Origin of the sequence: Barnesiella intestinihominis YIT 11860, from assembly GCF_000296465.1 — a bacterium.
Taxonomy (GTDB): Bacteria; Bacteroidota; Bacteroidia; order Bacteroidales; family Barnesiellaceae; genus Barnesiella; species Barnesiella intestinihominis.
This window is the reverse complement of sequence record NZ_JH815206.1, coordinates 388,166-406,098: the sequence shown is the minus strand read 5'-3', so window position 1 is coordinate 406,098 and position 17,933 is coordinate 388,166. Positions and strand designations below refer to the sequence as shown.

Annotated in this window: 14 protein-coding genes; 7 read left to right on the top strand and 7 right to left on the bottom strand. The window is 45.2% G+C overall.

Features of this window, described 5'->3' with window-relative positions; genetic code table 11:
• Window positions 1-9: 9 nt before the first annotated feature.
• Complete coding sequence (locus tag HMPREF9448_RS13585) at window positions 10-612, bottom strand: DUF4254 domain-containing protein (RefSeq protein ID WP_008863152.1); 603 nt, start codon at window positions 610-612, stop codon at window positions 10-12.
• Between the two features lie 216 nt (window positions 613-828).
• Between HMPREF9448_RS13585 and pdxB the strand changes: the two genes are divergently transcribed.
• The 5 genes from pdxB (at window position 829) to HMPREF9448_RS13560 (ending at window position 6,053) form a co-directional block, all read left to right on the top strand.
• Complete coding sequence (gene pdxB / locus HMPREF9448_RS13580; protein ID WP_008863151.1) at window positions 829-1,944, top strand: 4-phosphoerythronate dehydrogenase PdxB; 1,116 nt, start codon at window positions 829-831, stop codon at window positions 1,942-1,944.
• A 238-nt stretch (window positions 1,945-2,182) separates the two neighbouring features.
• Window positions 2,183-2,425: an acyl carrier protein gene (locus HMPREF9448_RS13575; RefSeq protein ID WP_008863150.1), complete on the top strand. Its 243-nt coding sequence runs from the start codon at window positions 2,183-2,185 to the stop codon at window positions 2,423-2,425.
• A gap of 3 nt (window positions 2,426-2,428) precedes the next feature.
• On the top strand, window positions 2,429-3,691 hold the full coding sequence (fabF, locus tag HMPREF9448_RS13570) for a beta-ketoacyl-ACP synthase II (protein ID WP_008863149.1): 1,263 nt from the start codon (window positions 2,429-2,431) through the stop codon (window positions 3,689-3,691).
• 40 nt (window positions 3,692-3,731) lie between these two features.
• Window positions 3,732-4,484: a ribonuclease III gene (rnc, locus tag HMPREF9448_RS13565; protein ID WP_008863148.1), complete on the top strand. Its 753-nt coding sequence runs from the start codon at window positions 3,732-3,734 to the stop codon at window positions 4,482-4,484.
• A 72-nt stretch (window positions 4,485-4,556) separates the two neighbouring features.
• Complete coding sequence (locus HMPREF9448_RS13560) at window positions 4,557-6,053, top strand: GH3 auxin-responsive promoter family protein (RefSeq protein ID WP_008863147.1); 1,497 nt, start codon at window positions 4,557-4,559, stop codon at window positions 6,051-6,053.
• 597 nt (window positions 6,054-6,650) lie between these two features.
• On the opposite strand, the gene HMPREF9448_RS13555 is transcribed toward HMPREF9448_RS13560, so the two are convergent.
• The 3 genes from HMPREF9448_RS13555 to HMPREF9448_RS13545 form a co-directional block, all read right to left on the bottom strand.
• A complete protein-coding gene (locus HMPREF9448_RS13555) occupies window positions 6,651-8,411 on the bottom strand; it encodes an LTA synthase family protein (protein ID WP_008863146.1) in 1,761 nt (586 codons plus the stop codon).
• Window positions 8,412-8,501: 90 nt separating this feature from the next.
• Window positions 8,502-9,893: an MAC/perforin domain-containing protein gene (locus HMPREF9448_RS13550; RefSeq protein WP_008863145.1), complete on the bottom strand. Its 1,392-nt coding sequence runs from the start codon at window positions 9,891-9,893 to the stop codon at window positions 8,502-8,504.
• A 151-nt stretch (window positions 9,894-10,044) separates the two neighbouring features.
• Window positions 10,045-11,031, bottom strand: coding sequence for an O-fucosyltransferase family protein (locus HMPREF9448_RS13545; protein ID WP_008863144.1), 987 nt, complete (start codon window positions 11,029-11,031; stop codon window positions 10,045-10,047).
• 1,213 nt (window positions 11,032-12,244) lie between these two features.
• Here HMPREF9448_RS13545 and HMPREF9448_RS13540 point away from each other — a divergent pair.
• Entirely contained in the window at window positions 12,245-13,222 is a 978-nt protein-coding gene (locus tag HMPREF9448_RS13540) for a glycosyl transferase family 90 (RefSeq protein ID WP_008863143.1), read from the top strand.
• Window positions 13,223-13,301: 79 nt separating this feature from the next.
• On the top strand, window positions 13,302-13,754 hold the full coding sequence (locus HMPREF9448_RS13535; protein ID WP_008863142.1) for a GNAT family N-acetyltransferase: 453 nt from the start codon (window positions 13,302-13,304) through the stop codon (window positions 13,752-13,754).
• A 201-nt stretch (window positions 13,755-13,955) separates the two neighbouring features.
• Here HMPREF9448_RS13535 and metG read toward each other — a convergent pair whose 3' ends face one another.
• The 3 genes from metG to HMPREF9448_RS13520 all read right to left on the bottom strand — a co-directional run bounded on the left by metG (window position 13,956) and on the right by HMPREF9448_RS13520 (window position 17,930).
• Entirely contained in the window at window positions 13,956-15,998 is a 2,043-nt protein-coding gene (metG, locus tag HMPREF9448_RS13530) for a methionine--tRNA ligase (protein ID WP_008863141.1), read from the bottom strand.
• Window positions 15,999-16,500: 502 nt separating this feature from the next.
• Window positions 16,501-17,247, bottom strand: coding sequence for a glycosyltransferase family 2 protein (locus tag HMPREF9448_RS13525; RefSeq protein WP_008863140.1), 747 nt, complete (start codon window positions 17,245-17,247; stop codon window positions 16,501-16,503).
• Window positions 17,247-17,930: a CatB-related O-acetyltransferase gene (locus HMPREF9448_RS13520; protein WP_008863139.1), complete on the bottom strand. Its 684-nt coding sequence runs from the start codon at window positions 17,928-17,930 to the stop codon at window positions 17,247-17,249. The genes HMPREF9448_RS13525 and HMPREF9448_RS13520 overlap by 1 nt, the downstream gene beginning before the upstream one ends.
• Window positions 17,931-17,933 lie beyond the last annotated feature (3 nt).

Here is a 17,933-nt window from a genome sequence, read left to right as displayed (position 1 = left end):
AAAAGTGTATTACTTTTTATATAAAACCGGATTCAATGCCGGATCGTTATACATCTTCATCTGCTTGTAAACCTTCATATATTTCTTGCCAGACTCTATTTCATCGAGCAACTGGGTGATCGCCATAGACAAATCGGCTCGTTGCTCCAATAAAATTCTCAGCTTTTCCCGGCATTTGGCGATATGCTCGGGAGAGGCATCCTTACGCTCTACCTCTTGTTGCATATGATAGATTTTAACGGCAAGAATCGACAGACGGTCTATGGCCCAAGCCGGACTTTCCGTATTGATGGTTGCATCCGCTTTTACCTCGACGTTGGCATACTTTTGTAAAAAATAATCATCGATCATTTCCACCAAATCGGTACGCTCCTGATTCGACTTATCGATCCTTCGCTTGATAGCTAAGGCCTCTTCGGGATCTATCTCGGGATTGCGAATAATATCCTCCAAATGCCACTGAACCACATCGATCCAATTTTTCAGACACAGATAATATTCTATACTCCCTTCCGAATAAGGATTTTCCAACGGGGTATCGACTTGGTCGAACCGATGATAATATTGTGTTGTATTCCAAAAAATACGATTACACGTTTCAGCGAAATTCATAACTTATTGCTTTAACGAATATGACTTCTTTATCACAAAAACAATTCCCGCACAGCAACCAGCGACTTCACTTCTGCCGGGCACGGCCTATTTTTGTTTCATGCAACAAACATAACAATAGTTTTACGAACTTCCGCTATTTTCCTCACATAAAAATAGCTTTTCGCTTCTTTACCCTAAAAAATTACTATTTTTGTTTATCAAAAAAACATAGCGATGAACACGATTCCATATATTATAGCAGACAACAAAATACCCTACCTGAAAGGGATTCTCGAACCTTACGTGCGAATCGATTACCTATCCCCCGAACGGATAAATGCACAAACGGTACAAGATGCCGATATACTTCTAATCCGCACCCGGACAAAATGTAATCGGGAACTGCTCGACCGAAGTCGCTGCCGATACATAGCGACGGCGACCATAGGCTACGACCATATCGATACGCTCTACTGTAAAGAAAAAGGCATCTCTTGGCAAAACGCGCCCGGTTGTAATGCATCTTCTGTCGGGCAATACGTATTGTCATCACTGCTGGCTTGGAGCAAAAGCACCAGAAAAAACCTGCAAGACTGCACCATAGGCATCGTAGGAGTAGGTCACGTGGGCAAAATAGTCGCCCGATACGGCAAATTATTGGGAATGCAGGTTCTGCTCAACGATCCCCCCCGACAAGAAGCCGAAAGCGAAACCGATTTTGTTTCTCTCGAAAAAATTTGTCGGGAGGCCGACATCGTCACATTTCACACCCCTCTGACACATGAAGGAAAATACCCGACATATCATTTGGCCGACACCGACTTTTTCAACGCCCTTGAAAAAACGCCCCTCATCATCAATACGGCGCGAGGAGAAATAATAAATACCGAAGCATTGAAACGAGCGTTGAAACAAAAAAAAATATCGTCGGTTATCCTTGATTGCTGGGAAAACGAGCCGAACATAGATAAAGAATTATTGGAACAAGCCTTCATTGCCACCCCCCATATCGCTGGATATTCTGCCGACGGTAAATCGGAGGCGACACGCATGATTGTACAGTCGGTCGGGAAATGGATAAAAACCGCTATCCCCACCCAAAATATCGTACCACCCGCACCGGTACGGGAAATTATCGACCTCTCCGGGGCTACCAATCCTCTGCAACAAGCCGTATGGGAATCCTACAACCCTTTCGACGATGACCTCAGATTGAGAAAATCCCCCGAAACATTCGAGATGCAACGAGGCCTGTACCCTCTAAGGCGAGAGTTTCCGGCTTATTATATAAAAGGTATTCCCCCGATCGGGTCTCCCATTTTAGAAAATTTAGGATTTCACCTCGTATAAATATACACATTTTATACTTGTATAGAAAAGAAAAATGAATAAATAGCTCGATAAAAAATGACCCTTTTTAACCCCTTCTCACATATAAAAACACGTATTTTTTGCACACAAAACCTATAAATGTGCAAAAAACGAGTAATTTATAAGAGAAAATTTTTTTTGTTCGGAGAAAAATATATTCCTTTGCACTGCAAAAAATAAGAACGTTAATTTATTTATTAATTAAAATTTAAAAATTATGTCTGACGTAGCATCAACAGTAAAAGAAATTATCGTAGAAAAATTAGGTGTTAAAGAATCAGAAGTAACTCCCGAAGCAAACTTTACGAATGACCTCGGTGCAGATTCTTTGGACACTGTCGAAATGATCATGGAATTTGAAACCAAATTCGATATCAAAATCGCTGATGATCAAGCAGAAAAAATTACAACTGTAGGTGAAGCTATCGCTCACATCGAAAAAGCTATCGCAGAGAAATAATTTATGGAGCTTAAAAGAGTCGTAGTAACAGGTCTTGGTGCAATCACTCCGTTGGGAAATGATGTTCCCTCTACATGGGCTGCCCTTTTAGAAGGAGTAAGCGGAGCAGGGCCTATTACGCTTTTCGATGCATCTGAATTCAAAACTCAATTTGCTTGTCAGGTCAAGGACTTCGATCCGTTGAAATACTTCAACGCAAAGGAAGTGCGCAAACTCGATCGTTATACCCAATTTGCTCTCGCAGCGACCCAAGAAGGTATCGCAGATTCGGGATTAGACCTCGAAACCGTCAATAAAGATCGTGCCGGCGTTATCTTCTCGGCAGGTATCGGCGGAATCAGCACGTTTGAGCAAGAAGTCGGGAATTATGCCGTCGCTCCCGAAAAAGGGCCTCGGTTCAACCCGTTCTTTATCCCGAAAATGATTGCAGACATCGCCGCAGGACAAATATCCATGATATACGGTTTCCGGGGACCCAACTTCGGTATCGTATCGGCATGTGCATCTTCTACCCACGCCCTCATCGACGCATATAACTATATACGTTTGGGCAAAGCCGATTTCATCGTATCGGGTGGAGCCGAAGCTGCGATCACCGTATCGGGTGTCGGAGGATTCAATGCCATGCACGCACTCTCCACAAGAAATGATTCGCCGGAAACAGCGTCACGTCCGTTCAGCGCTTCGCGCGACGGATTCGTTATGGGCGAAGGAAGTGCCTGCCTCATTCTTGAAGAATTGGAACACGCATTGGCCCGCGGGGCTAAAATCTATGCCGAAATCGTAGGAGGCGGACTCTCTGCCGATGCCTACCACTTGACGGCTACTCACCCCGAAGGTTTAGGTGCTAAATTGGTGATGCAAAACGCTCTCGACGATGCTCACATGGCTCCCGAAGAGATCGATTACATCAACGTTCACGGTACATCTACACCCGTAGGTGATAAATCGGAAGCCAAAGCGATTTTGGAAGTTTTCGGAGATCACGCATACGACCTCAACATCAGTTCTACGAAATCGATGACCGGGCACTTGCTCGGTGCGACTGGTGCATTGGAAGCCCTCATCTGTGTGAAATCTATCGATGACAGCATCGTACCCCCCACTATCAACCATGCCGAGGGAGACGATGATCCCGAAATCGACAGCAAATTGAATTTCACATTCAATAAAGCGCAAAAACGCGAAGTAAATGCAGCGCTGTCCAACACCTTTGGTTTCGGTGGCCACAATGCAAGTATAATCGTAAAAAAATTCACGAAGTAAAAACGTGTTCAGAACGATTTATAACCGTATAAGGCTCCTTATGCTGCGACATAAGGAGCCTTATGTTCTTTATCGTAAACTGTTAGGTTTTTATCCTACCGACATACATCTGTATGAACAAGCCTGTTTGCATCGTTCTTCCTCGATATGCGAACAAGGTCGGCGCATTAACAACGAACGACTCGAATTTTTGGGCGATGCAATTCTCGATGCCATCGTCGCCGATATATTGTTCCACAAGTTCAAGACGAGCAAAGAAGGGTTTCTCACCAACACGCGGGCAAAAATAGTTAAACGCGAATCACTCAACGAAATCGCCGTGAAATTAGGTCTCGATAATTTCATCACCTATTCCATGCGCACCAGTTCGCACAACAACTACATGTTCGGCAATGCCTTCGAAGCCCTCATCGGAGCCATTTATTTGGATAAAGGATACCGATACTGCAAGAAATTCGTCGAGACCCGTATCATCGACCCATATATCGATCTCGAAAAAATCTCGAAAGAAGAATTCAATTTCAAGTCCCGACTCATCGAATGGGGACAAAAACACAAAGTCGATATAGAATTTGCACTGATCGAGACCATCGTCGACCAAGACAACAACCCCGTATTCCAATCGCAAGCCCTGCTCGGAGGTATATCCGGTGGGATAGGAATAGGATACTCCAAAAAAGAATCGCAGCAAAATGCAGCACGCATAGCGCTCAACCGAATCCGCAGAGACAAAAACTATCAGCAATCGGTATTAGCCACTCAGGAGAATGGGAATAACACGATCGTAACATAAAAATCATAGACAAAACAATGGGAATCACGGGAGAAATATCTATTTTTGCCACTTATTGAAAACGTTCGTCAAATGAATCCTACAAAGTTGATACGTTCGATATTTGCAAAACGTCTCTCTCAAATAGACCGTTATGCCGATTACGGCGACATCATACAGCAAAAAACACTGCTCGACCTGCTTCAAAAAGCAAAAAACACCGAATTTGGAACAAAATTCAAATTCAACGACATATCCTCCTATAAAAGTTTTGCCGAAAACATTCCCATCAATGGATATGAAGAATTAAAGCCCTACATCGAACGAACGATGAGCGGGGAACAAAATATCTTATGGCCCACACCGATACGGCATTTTGCAAAATCATCGGGAACGACCAACGATAAAAGCAAATTCATTCCCGTCAGTGCCGAATCCCTCAGATACTGCCATTATCAAGGAGGCAGCGATTGTGTAGCCCTATACCTCAGAGAAAATCCCCAAAGCCGTTTCTTTTCGGGAAAAGGCCTGATACTCGGAGGAAGCCGGGCACAAAACCCTTTTGGCAAAGCCTATTGCGGAGACCTATCGGCAATACTCATTCAAAATATCAATCCGCTCATCAACCTGATAAGAGTCCCGTCGAAAAAAATAGCGCTCATGAGCGAATGGGACACCAAGCTCGAAGCCATCGCCGAGAGCACGATCGATCGGGATATCACCAATCTGTCGGGAGTACCCTCGTGGTTTCTAGTCCTCATCAAACACATCTTAAAAAAAACAGGTCGGCAGAACCTCACGGAAGTATGGCCCAACCTCGAAGTTTTTTTCCACGGAGGAATCAGTTTCGCACCCTATCGCGAACAATACCGGGAGCTCATCTCCAACCCCGACATGCACTACGTCGAGACCTATAACGCTTCCGAAGGATTCTTCGCCGTACAAAACGACCTATCGGTTGCCGGTATGCTACTCCTCATCGACTTAGGCATCTTTTATGAATTTATCCCGCTGGGAAAAAGCAACGAACACGCCGTTCCGCTGTGGGAGGTAGAAGCCGGGCGCAACTACGAGATGGTCATCACCTCTAACGGAGGCCTATGGAGATATCGCATGGGAGACACCGTAAAAATACTCTCCACGAATCCGTTAAAGATAAGCATTTCGGGACGCACCAAACACTATATCAATGCCTTCGGAGAAGAACTCATGGTCGATAACGCAGAACAGGCAATCGCCCGCACCTGCGCACAGACAGGAGCCAGCGTACTCAACTACACAGCCGCTCCCGTATATATGACCGACCACAGCAAAGGACGCCATCAATGGCTCATCGAGTTCGGCGAACTCCCCGTTCCGGTCGAAATATTTGCAGAAAAGCTCGACACGAACCTCCAAAATTTAAATTCCGACTACGAAGCCAAACGATTTAAAAGTATCGCACTCGAATGCCTCGAAATCATTCCCGCCAAAACAGGGATATTCGATGCTTGGTTACGTGACCACAACAAACTCGGCGGACAGCACAAAATCCCCCGGCTATACAATCGACGCGACATCATAGAAGAAATACTCCGGTATAACCGGTAATCCTTAATATCCGGCTTCTCAATTAAACAGAAAAACAGGGCTGCCCGACTGAATTCACATAAGAGGAAATTCCCCGCCTCCCTTGCCGCGTCCCGTAGCATTACGGGGTGTTTCCGTAGGGAAATATAGGGGGGGGTGAAAGACAAACACGATACATCGTAAGGTATTAACCTCCTCCCCTGTGTTTTGCAACGCAAATATAGGGGAGGTGTCCGCAGGACGGAGGGGTTAAAAATACCCACAGCAAAGGAAACGAATTAAGGTGTCACCCTCTCCCCCTGCCGTGCCCCGTAGCATTACGGGGTGTTTCCGTAAGGAAATATAGGGAAGAAAGACAAACACGATACATCGTAAGGTATTAACCTCCTCCCCTGTGTTTTGCAATACAAAATATAGGGGAGGTGTCCGCAGGACGGAGGGGTTAAAAAATACCCACAGCAAAGGAAACGAATTAAGGTGTCACCCTCTCCCCCTGCCGTGCCCCGTAGCATTACGGGGCGTTTCCGTAAGGAAATATAGGGAAATCGGAGGGGTTAAAAACTAGAAAGAAGAAACAATATAAGAATTTGGCACGACAACAACATCTGGTTCCAATTCTCAAAAATCACTCCTAAAATAATCCCCGCGAATCATCAAGTCCGATATTCGCCACGACTGCTTCATTCTTTCTATCGCCTCGGGACAAATACCGGTTGTATCCCCGGCAATCGTCAAATTCCAAATAGCCGCGACACCTAGATGAGACGGGTCTAGAATACTCTGCCCCATACCTTTCCAGCCATAATCGTCCAGTCCGGTCAAATCCAATAATGTCGAATAAATATCTACTTGCCCCATAACTTTCTCGTACCGCATGCCCACCGGCGAATTAATCACGATAAAAGGAGTATATTCAAACGGAGAGACAAGTCCACCACCCTCTTTTGTTTCACACAACGACTGCCGCAAATAAGCCAATCCCTCATGGTCGCCCGTCACGACAATCATCGTCTCGTCGAACAACCCCTCCTCCTGCAATCGTTCGATAAACTTCCCTATTGCATAATCTGTGTAATTGGCAGCCGTCAGGTAATTGTTCAGCACCTCGGGCATTCCCGGAGAAAAAGAAATCCGTTTGTACTCATCGGGAATAATAAATGGCCCATGTCCCGAATAAGTAACCAATTGAAAAAAACAACGAGAACTATCACCGCTTCCGGCTATCTCCTCGGCTATTTTCTCGGCACACTGTTGCAAAAACGGATAATCGCCCACCCTTTTCTTCACTCCCATTCGCTCTTCTTTCGTGAAGGACTTCTCATCATACAATCGGTCGAATCCGAAAGCCATAGCCACACCCTGCTGGTTCCACACGATTCGTTTGTCCGAGGTCATACCTACCATGCGACCTTTTTCCCCACAGGCCTGTTTCAAAGCCTTCGCCAGCGAAGGATACCTATGATTCGGGAAACGAATACTGTATGCACCGTTCGCTATCGGTAGCAACCCCGTATTCACCAACAACTGTGCATCGATGGAGCGTCCGCCGCGAACTTGCGTCTGTACCCGGGGAGCATACAACGTACATGAATCTTTCAACCAGCGGTTCAAATAAGGAGTCACCTCCTTTCCCTCTACATTCCGTTCCAGCATCCACCCCTCGAACGACTCGGCGAGAATCACCACGCAATGCTTCCTGTGTTCCACCCCGGAAACCGGATACGATCTCGATGTGGCCGAGAGCCACCGTTCTATCTCACTGTGAATCTCCGGCGTAATAGACATGCTCTCCTTGACGAACTCATAGCACAAAGTCCCGAACACCGTGAACGTCGGTGTGGCACAAGTATTCCGTTTCTCATACGATCGTTGGAATCCTCCTCGGGCAAACGTCAATCCCACCGTCGCTACGACACAAATCAAGAAGCCCGCTGCAAACCATACGGCCCGACGTTTCGTTTCCGACCGACTCGACCGCAAATCCCCGTATCGGGAAGTATAAAACAACAATCCCAAAGTCATCGCAAAGAACAACCCGTCGCACCATCGAACCGATGCATACACGCTACCCATGAAATCAGCCAAATTACCCGCAAGGAAATAACTGTTCCACGGTATCGCCGTATAATATGTCCGCCAATACATCAAATTGGCAACCAACAAAATATCCAATAAAAAACACACGATACCGGCATACCACCTCGATCGAAAAAACACCGTGGGGAAAGCGAGCAACAAGGCGATAGCACCCTTAATCAGATAAGACTCCGGCTGGCTGAACGACTGAAAAGTCGTGTCCGAACTCCATATAACATCAAACAAAATAAATTTCAAGAAAATACAAACGGCCAGTGCGACCGGCAAACTCCACCTTTTCATAAATATTCTTTACATTTTGGTCGATACATCGGCATCCCTTTTTGAATGGGATGCCGACTAAAAATATAAATTCGCAATACATTTCATCTCCTACGGATACACATAACCCGCATTTCCTTCATATACATAATCTCCCTTTTTATTTCCTTGCCACACGATCGTTACATAATGATCGCATCGGCGCCCATTATAATACATATACAAGGGAACGGTTCCCGGCTCCTGTTTCTCATAAATATATGCCGTGATGCCTTCGAGCACATAGTCGCCCTTCTTCTCCCCTTGGTAAACCGGAGTACAATAATGATTTACACACTTTTTATTATAATACAGATATAATGGTATCGTTCCCGGTTCCGGGCCTAAATATACATAACCGATTACACCTTGGTATTCCCAAAGACCATTTGCTAAACCTTGCCATACCGAAGTCGCATAATGATCCATTTTGTTAGCACGAAAATACTCATACAACGGGAACAGCTGTTTGAGTCGTTTGGACTCGATATAATTCGCTACCGCTTCTTTAAGTGCAGCTTTCACAGTCGGGTCTGCCGCCAATTCATAAATGGGAATTAATCGGGGCAATTCCACGTCGATAAGCCCGGCATTATCGGCATTGACCGTTCTCTGCCAGTCCGCAACAGAGCCAAATCGAGGTTGCTCCTTTATAGGGTCGAAAGTTTCCAGCAGCGCATCTGTGCCACCGGTGACATTGATCGTAGCGAGCTGCCGGGAATTATTCACCGCCAAACTGGTATTGACTTGATATTCGTTCCCGATGGAAAACAAATTGAGAACATCGACCTTGAATCCCGCTTTCGTAATCGCCTCGACATTCTCCTTGCCGGCATACGTCTTATACAAGAAACTCACGCGTCCGCCCATACGAATATCGGCCAGCACATGAGTGCCGTAAAAATCTACAATATCTTCGGCAGGCAGTTCGGCGAGATCTTCTCGGAACGTATCGCTCAGATAGTTTTGTAGCCGCTCGACCGCCGCCCTTATATAACATCTTTTCAAAGAATAATAATGGTCGCATCCGGCAAAAGAATATTCCGACGAATACGATGTATTTTTTTGATAATTACCGGTTATTGTCAAACTGAATAAAGCCTTTTTCGCATCGACTCCGGTGTCCACATTGTCTCCCACACGTTTCAAATACTCCTCGGCAGTAGTGCCATAATAATATTCTGTCTCTTGCGATGTCGAAGAATCGAGAACTATGCGGTCGAAATTTTCCGCCTCGAACCGGTCTATATCAATAACAGGCAGGGTAACCCCTTTCCCATGACTCATATAATTGCCGGTAACATCATATCCCCACCCCAACACACCATATTTAGGATGAGCCGCCACACGTGTGACAAGAGGCGCAGTCCCTTCTGTATTAAACTCTTCCGGCAAAGTTTCCAGTTCAGAATTACAGGAAAAAAGAAGTGAGCACACTCCGATTGCGTAAATAAAATTTCTCATAGTTTATGATATTTTGGTTAATTAATACTACAAAGATATAATTACATCGGATAGAAATACAAATTTTTCTATAAATATTTTACAACCCAATAAAAAAAATACCTGTTAAAGAAAAACAGGTATTTTACTTGCCCACAAAAATTATATTTATTTAAAACTCGACCTCTTCAAATGGAATATTATTTAATTTCGCCGCTCTTTTGGCAAAACCACTTTTGTACATTTTACCGGTTATCAACAAATATATTTTCTTGGCGTGAGAAAGAACGAAAAAATCGAGAAAAGTCTTCATATGTACTTGAATATCTTGTTGAGAAGTACTATCCATGTGACCGACTTTTCCCGGTAACAAATATACAAAATCCAATTTTGATACTTCTTTTAAAAAACTGCCACTATCGGCAGTAACGAGAATCTTTTTCGAATCGGGATTAGTTTTTCTTAAAAGTTCTATCTGACAAATACAGCTATTTATCAGTTCTCGTTGTTCTTCTGGCGAATAAACAATCTTACCATCAACAGAGTCTCCGAGAAGGTTTTGAAATCGAAAACTTAATGCAATAAAATTCTGACCTAAAATCTGTAAATTTTCATCAATCCAAGACTGTAATATAGGGGCAGGCTTAAACAACTTATTAAACAACAAGCCAAAACGATCGTCGGCATAATACATATTGGTATATATATGAATCTGCCGAAAATCTCGACCTAAATATTTCTCTGCCATTTTACGTTGAAATCGACAATCAGCCTCTGGATAACGGCTGTTGGAATCAATATAAACCGGAGTAGAAAATGTTGGATTATACGAAATTTCACCAGCTCCTATCCTCCAATCGTATTCATTAGGAAGTAATAAATCTTCTAGATTGAATGGGCTTGTAAAATGAATACGAAAATCGACTCTATGATTTAAGCAATATTCATACGTCGAAACGATTCCCCGTAGCCTATCGGCCAATCCTCCATGACTTTTCCTTCCATCGGCCATAAAAACAATCATTTTATTCGTATTTTTCCCGACAGGAAACGCCTCCTTGTAATATGGCAATAAATGTCTGCGTACTTTACGACGAAGACGATATTCTCTATAAAATAAATTATTCAAATTACATTTGACAAAATCTTTTATTCTCATGCGGTTCCAAAAATTACATGTCCTGACAAATAAATCTTAACAAAAACTCATTAAGACTGTAAAAATATAAATAGTTTCTCGGAATCCAACACAAAAGCAACATTTAATAAAACACAATAAATCAATCTGAAAAGAAAATTTTATGGATTTCAAGAAGATACAACAGATATTCACAGCGCATTCACAGTAATGAATACAGAGTTGAGCTTAACCCTCCTCCCTGCCGTGTCCCGTAGCATTGCGGGGTGTTTCCACAAAGAAATATAGTGAGGAGAAAGACAAACACGATACATCGTAAGGTATTAACCTCCTCCCTGCCGTGTCCCGTAGTATTACGGGGTGTTTTGCATAGCAAAATATAGGGGAGGTGTCACAAGTGACGGAGGGGTTAAAAAATACCCGCAGCAAAGGAAACAGATTAAGGCATTACCCTCTCTCCCCGCCATGTCCCGTAGCATTGCGGGGTGTTTCCACAAGGAAATATAGTGGGGAGAAAGACAAACACGATACATCGTAAGGTATTAACCTCCTCCCTGCCGTGTCCCGTAGTATTACGGGGTGTTTTGCATAGCAAAATATAGGGGAGGTGTCACAAGTGACGGAGGGGTTAAAAAATATCCGCAGTAAAGAAAACGGATTAAGGCATTACCCTCTCCCCCTGCCGTGCCCCGTAGCATTACGGGGTGTGGCCGTAAGGAAATATAGTGGGGAGAAAGACAAACACGATACATCGTAAGGTATTAACCTCCTCCTCTGTGTTTTGCATAGCAAAATATAGGGGAGGTGTCACAAGTGACGGAGGGGTTAAAAAATATCCGCAGTAAAGAAAACGGATTAAGGCATTACCCTCTCCCCCTGCCGTGCCCCGTAGCATTACGGGGTGTGGCCGTAAGGAAATATAGTGGGGAGAAAGACAAACACGATACATCGTAAGGTATTAACCTCCTCCTCTGTGTTTTGCATAGCAAAATATAGGGGAGGTGTCCGCAAGTGACGGAGGGGTTAAAAAATATCCGCAGTAAAGAAAACGGATTAAGGCATTACCCTCTCCCCCTGCCCTGTCCCGTAGCATTGCGGGGTGTTGCCGTAAGGGAATATAGGAGGAGTGTCCGCAGGACGAGGGGGTTGAATATACGAAAAGGAAATACAAAGACTTTTTCATAAAATAATATTAAAATATTTATCTTTGTCTCCAACACACATAAGAAATACAATGGATAACATTTTTTATAGCATACGCAACGGCAAGAATCCCAAATACAGCTATTATTTGAAATCCTATTTTCTCAGGCTACTACCTTTGAAAGCGATTTGTCGAAAAAGGCTGAATAAGATTCTCGCACAAGTCGATACCCGATCCGATAAAAATTACATAAACGACCGGGTGAACTATTACAATCGGCTCATTGAACCGGTAAAACTACCCGAAGGCTCTCCCCACCTGAACGAACTCAAATTGCAAAAGAAAGGGAAAGTCTATTACTTCGATTCATTCGAATACCTCCGGTACTTCCCCGAAAACCTGCAATGGAACTACTGTTTCGGCGATATCAATTTCATGCCCGATACCCCTTCCATTGTTAAGAGCAGGCCCATTCACAATCAATCGGCAAATGCCATACTATTGAATTTGAACAAAGTGAGACATTTCATCTTCGTCAAGGACAAAATACCGTTCGAAAAGAAAATGGACAAAGTCATTTTCCGAGGAAAAGTCAACGAAGGGAAAACCAAACGCATTGCCTTTTTTAATAAATACTTCGGCAATCCCCTCTACGACTTGGGCGACACCAGTCGCAACGGCAATCCCGCTTGGCGTACCGGTAAGAAAACCATCGCCGAACATCTGCGGTACAAATTTATCCTCGCCCTCGAAGGGAACGATGTCGCCAGCAACCTCAAATGGGTCATGTCCTCCAACTCCGTAGCCGTCATGCCCCGACCCGAATTCGAAACTTGGTTCATGGAGGGACGACTTATTCCCAACTACCACTATATCGAAATCAAACCCGATTTCTCGGACCTCGAAGAGCGTATCGCCTACTATACCGCCCACCCCGACGAAGCCATCGAAATATCCCGCCACGCCAACGAATACGTCAGCCAATTCTTCGACAAGAAACGAGAAAAACTCATTTCGCTTCTCGTCCTGCAAAAATACTTCCGCAAGACCGGACAGTTGGAACAATGAAAGCCATGATTCACAAATGATAATCGGCACTTTTTGTATCTTTACATTCGATAGTTTATAAACGACAATTACCCAAAAAATGGAAATAGAAAAATTACAATCCTTATCAGACGAAATTTTAGACGAACTGTTGATCGTATGGGAAAAGTCGGTACGCAGTTCCCATCATTTTTTAAAAGAAGAAGATATAGAATACTTCAAACCTTTAATAAGAAACCAATATTTCCCGGCTGTCAAACTGTTTGTAATACGCAATGAGAACGGGCGGATTGCCGCATTTATGGGATTAAGCGACGACATGCTGGAAATGTTGTTCGTACTGCCCGAAGAACAAGGACACGGTTACGGCAAAGCATTCGTGGATTATGCCATCGACAAATGCAATATCTACAAAGTAGATGTAAACGAAGATAACGAACAGGCTTACAAATTTTATTTGCACATGGGTTACGAGGTTATAGGACGAGATGAATTGGATCCTTCTGGCAAACCGTTCCCTATCCTGCATTTACAACAACCGTCAAGTCATTGAAAATAAATCCTCCACAGGGCTAAAATTCATGATTCTGTGGCTTTGAGGAATCAAAGTATACCACAAGCCTTTAAAAACCTCACGCTTAAAAATCTACACTCAATAATTGTTGTTTGCAGAAACGAATCTTTTCAAGCCGAACTAAAAAAGCCCCGATACTTCGTTCGGTATCGGGGCCACAATTTTTATCAAGATTCCAAGTTATTTCACTTCCGAACCGGGAGCGATTTCATCGGTCGCCGGGGAGATGACAATCAAACGCCCGTCGGCATCCTCGGCCGAAAGAATCATACCCTGCGACTCGATACCCTTCAATTTGCGAGGTTCGAGATTAGCCACGAAGCACACATTCTTACCCACCAAATCTTCGGGAGCATAATGCTTGGCGATACCCGATACGATCGTACGTCCGCCCAAACCATCGTCGATACGGAATTGCAGCAACTTGTCGGCTTTGGGCACTTTCTGACATTCCAGCACTTTACCCACCCGAATATCCAATTTCATGAAATCGTCGAAAGCGATATTCTCCCGTATCGGCGCAGCCTTGTGATTCTTCAATTCATTGGCTTTCTTCGTCTCCAACAACTTGTTCACCTGCGCCTCGATCACGCTGTCTTCTATCTTCTCGAACAGCAACTCGGCCTTACCCAACTCGGCTCCGGCAGGCAAAATATCGGTACGTCCCAGCATATTCCAGTCACAATGTCCCAAATGCAACATTCCCCGCAGCTTCTCGGCAGAGAAAGGTAGGAATGGTTCGAAAGCGATAGCCAGATTGGCCGTAATCTGCAACGAAAGGTTCAATATCGTCGCCACCCTGTCCATATCGGTTTTCGCCAGCTTCCACGGTTCGGTATCGGCAAGATACTTGTTCCCGATACGAGCCAGATTCATCGCCTCCTTCAAGGCATCGCGAAAACGGTAATGGTCGAGGTAATTCTCCACCTCGGCTTTCACATCGGCAAACTCCTTCAATGTTTCCCGGTCATAGTCGGTCAATTCACCCGCAGCCGGTACTTTCCCGTCGAAATATTTATGAGTCAGCACCAAAGCTCGATTCACGAAATTGCCGAGAATAGCCACCAATTCATTATTATTACGCGCTTGGAAATCTTTCCAAGTGAAATCGTTGTCCTTCGTCTCGGGAGCGTTGGCCGTGAGCACATAACGCAGCACGTCCTGTTTGCCGGGGAACTCTTCGAGATACTCGTGTAACCACACCGCCCAGTTTCTCGAAGTGGAAATCTTATCACCCTCCAAATTCAAGAACTCGTTGGCCGGCACATTATCCGGCAAAATATAACTCCCCTCGGCTTTCAGCATCGCAGGGAAAACAATGCAGTGGAATACGATGTTGTCCTTGCCGATAAAGTGGACCATTTTCGTATCCTTGTCTTTCCAATACAGTTCCCATTTGTCGGGAAGCAACTCTTTGGTATTCGAGATATACCCGATAGGAGCATCGAACCACACATACAACACCTTACCTTCGGCGCCTTCCACCGGTACGGGAACCCCCCAATCGAGGTCACGGCTCACCGCGCGAGGTTGTAACCCCATGTCGAGCCACGATTTGCATTGTCCATACACATTCGGTTTCCATTCCTTATGCTCTTCCAAAATCCATTGGCGCAAGAACGGCTCCCACTTGTCGAGAGGCAGATACCAGTGCTTTGTCTCCCGCAAAACAGGCTGATTTCCCGTAATGGCCGATTTGGGATTAATCAAATCGGTCGCATTCAACGATGTGCCGCAAGCCTCGCATTGGTCGCCATAGGCATGTTCGTTGCCACAGTGCGGACAAGTCCCGGTAATATACCGGTCTGCGAGGAACTGGTTAGCCTCCTCGTCGTAATATTGCATCGAGGTTTTCTCGATAAATTCGCCTTTATCGTACAACTTCCGAAAGAAATCGGAAGCCATTTCACTATGAATCTTGGAAGTCGTGCGAGAGTAAATATCGAAAGAGATTCCGAACTCCTCGAACGACTTTTTAATAATATGGTGATAACGGTCCACGATATCCTGCGGGGTCACTCCTTCGACCTTCGCCTTAATCGTGATAGGCACGCCATGCTCGTCGCTACCGCCGATCATGATCACATCTTCGCCTTTCAACCGCAGATACCGGGTATAAATATCTGCCGGGACATATACTCCCGCCAAATGGCCTATATGCACAGGGCCGTTGGCATAAGGCAAAGCGGTGGTAACCAATGTACGTTTGAAATTCTTCTCCATATATCGTATTATTTTCTATCGAATCATTTGAATTAAAGAGGCTCTGCATCGATCGAGACCGGTCTACCGTAACCTCTGGAATACAACTCATTTTTTTGCAGAGTGCAAAGATAGTGCAAGCCGAGAGTAGAAACAAATTTACTTGGTTATACCGAGGTGCAATCTATATTCGCATACTGCAAAGATACAAATTTCCCACCGAACGAAATACCTCGAATTATACTTTTTACGGCATAGACTCATGAAACCTGCCCACAAGACAACTTCTTAGGATAGTTTAAAGACCCATTCATTCAACCCCTCCGCCACTACGTGCCACCTCCCCTATGGCTGCGCCACACCCCGCAATGCCACTGGACACGGCAGGGGAGAAGTTTAAATATGTTCGAAATGCATTTTAGCCCTCTCCCCCTGTGTTGCCGTAAGAGAATATAGGGGGAGTGTCCGCAGGACGAGGGGGTTAAATGTAGGCAAAGAAGATTACAGATTTTAAACATACCGTCTACTCCCGTCCCGAAAAACGAGCGAAAGCGAACCGCACGGCAAACCACAAATGACGCAAGAACGTCGGTAAAGTCCCGTAATATCGGCACATAATCTCGTATCTCTCCCGCAACGAAGCCTTTCGGTTGGCGGTAGTGACCCCCTCGTTCAAATAATCGATAAGCACCTCGTGTGTATGAGTTATCGTTTTCGCCATTTGCATGCACCGGATACACCAATCGAAGTCGGCGGAAAAACGATACCGCAAATCATATTCCGGCGCAATCTCCCGGCGAACGATAAACGCCTGATGGCACACCAGCATCCCCATGCGAAAACTCTTCACCGATAACCTTTCGGGAGCCTGTAACCTTCGCATAGATATAAAACGTCTTTCCGAATCGACCAACGCCGTCTCTCCATAGACAATATCGGGGTCGGTTTTTTCGATGGAATCGGCGATTTTCTGCAACGTATCGGGTTCGTGAAACGCATCGCCGGCATTCAGAAAAACGAGATAACACCCTCGTGCTTTACGCAAGCCCTTGTTCATCGCATCGTATAAACCCTTGTCCGGTTCGCTCGTCACCGACGAGACCGCTGCCGAGTGCTGCGCAATCGCAATCGTACCGTCGGTCGACGCACCGTCCACGATCAAATACTCATAGTCGGTAAACGTCTGTCGTTCCACGCTTCTCAACGTAGCCGGCAAAGTCCCAGCAGCGTTAAACGTAATCGTAATAATCGAAAAAAGCGGCCGTCCCATTACAATCCGTTTTTCATGAACAATCCGATATCCGAGAAACTGTCCGCCTCTTTCCGAAGTTCATCGAACGGACGTTCCCACCATCGCGAAGCCAACAGATAAGCAATCTGCTCATCATCGAACCGTTTCCTGATTTCCCGGGCAGGTACACCACCCACAATCGCATAAGGCGCCACATCGCTCACCACCACGGCTCCGGTAGCGATCACCGCCCCCGTACCGATTCGGGTCCCCGACATCAACGACACGTTGTTCCCAATCCACACATCGGCTCCCACCTCTACGCTCACTCGTCGTTCCCGATCGAGATACCGACAGTCCTCATACCGTTTTTCCCGGACAAACGAAAACCCCGGTTGCCCGTTGGGAGAGAAAAAAGCCGGGTGAGTAGATACGAAGGTGCGGGTCGGATGCTGTCCGTTGACGATACGGACATTCCGACCGATCGAACAAAACGCACCGACCTCTGCATCGGTGAAATTGCTCCCTCGGCAAATATAAGTGCCCCGGCCGATACGGGCGCCGGCCAACAAAACATTGTCCTGTATGGTATTATATCCGGCCAATCGGGTACGACCGTCGATATAAGCCTTGTACGAAACCCTCGAATGACGAGCCAGTCGATAATAAAACTGCATGAAAAACATAACGATACGACTGGCTAAACGAGTCAAATCCCTCATAAT

Coding starts and splice junctions, on each gene's coding strand:
- HMPREF9448_RS13550 (WP_008863145.1), bottom strand. CDS start 9,893: ATGAGAAATTTTATTTACGCAATCGGAGTGTGCTCACTTCTTTTTTCC.
- HMPREF9448_RS13575 (WP_008863150.1), top strand. CDS start 2,183: ATGTCTGACGTAGCATCAACAGTAAAAGAAATTATCGTAGAAAAATTA.
- HMPREF9448_RS13535 (WP_008863142.1), top strand. CDS start 13,302: ATGGAAATAGAAAAATTACAATCCTTATCAGACGAAATTTTAGACGAA.
- HMPREF9448_RS13520 (WP_008863139.1), bottom strand. CDS start 17,930: ATGAGGGATTTGACTCGTTTAGCCAGTCGTATCGTTATGTTTTTCATG.
- HMPREF9448_RS13545 (WP_008863144.1), bottom strand. CDS start 11,031: ATGAGAATAAAAGATTTTGTCAAATGTAATTTGAATAATTTATTTTAT.
- fabF (WP_008863149.1), top strand. CDS start 2,429: ATGGAGCTTAAAAGAGTCGTAGTAACAGGTCTTGGTGCAATCACTCCG.
- pdxB (WP_008863151.1), top strand. CDS start 829: ATGAACACGATTCCATATATTATAGCAGACAACAAAATACCCTACCTG.
- HMPREF9448_RS13555 (WP_008863146.1), bottom strand. CDS start 8,411: ATGAAAAGGTGGAGTTTGCCGGTCGCACTGGCCGTTTGTATTTTCTTG.
- metG (WP_008863141.1), bottom strand. CDS start 15,998: ATGGAGAAGAATTTCAAACGTACATTGGTTACCACCGCTTTGCCTTAT.
- rnc (WP_008863148.1), top strand. CDS start 3,732: ATGCTGCGACATAAGGAGCCTTATGTTCTTTATCGTAAACTGTTAGGT.
- HMPREF9448_RS13560 (WP_008863147.1), top strand. CDS start 4,557: ATGAATCCTACAAAGTTGATACGTTCGATATTTGCAAAACGTCTCTCT.
- HMPREF9448_RS13525 (WP_008863140.1), bottom strand. CDS start 17,247: ATGGGACGGCCGCTTTTTTCGATTATTACGATTACGTTTAACGCTGCT.
- HMPREF9448_RS13540 (WP_008863143.1), top strand. CDS start 12,245: ATGGATAACATTTTTTATAGCATACGCAACGGCAAGAATCCCAAATAC.
- HMPREF9448_RS13585 (WP_008863152.1), bottom strand. CDS start 612: ATGAATTTCGCTGAAACGTGTAATCGTATTTTTTGGAATACAACACAA.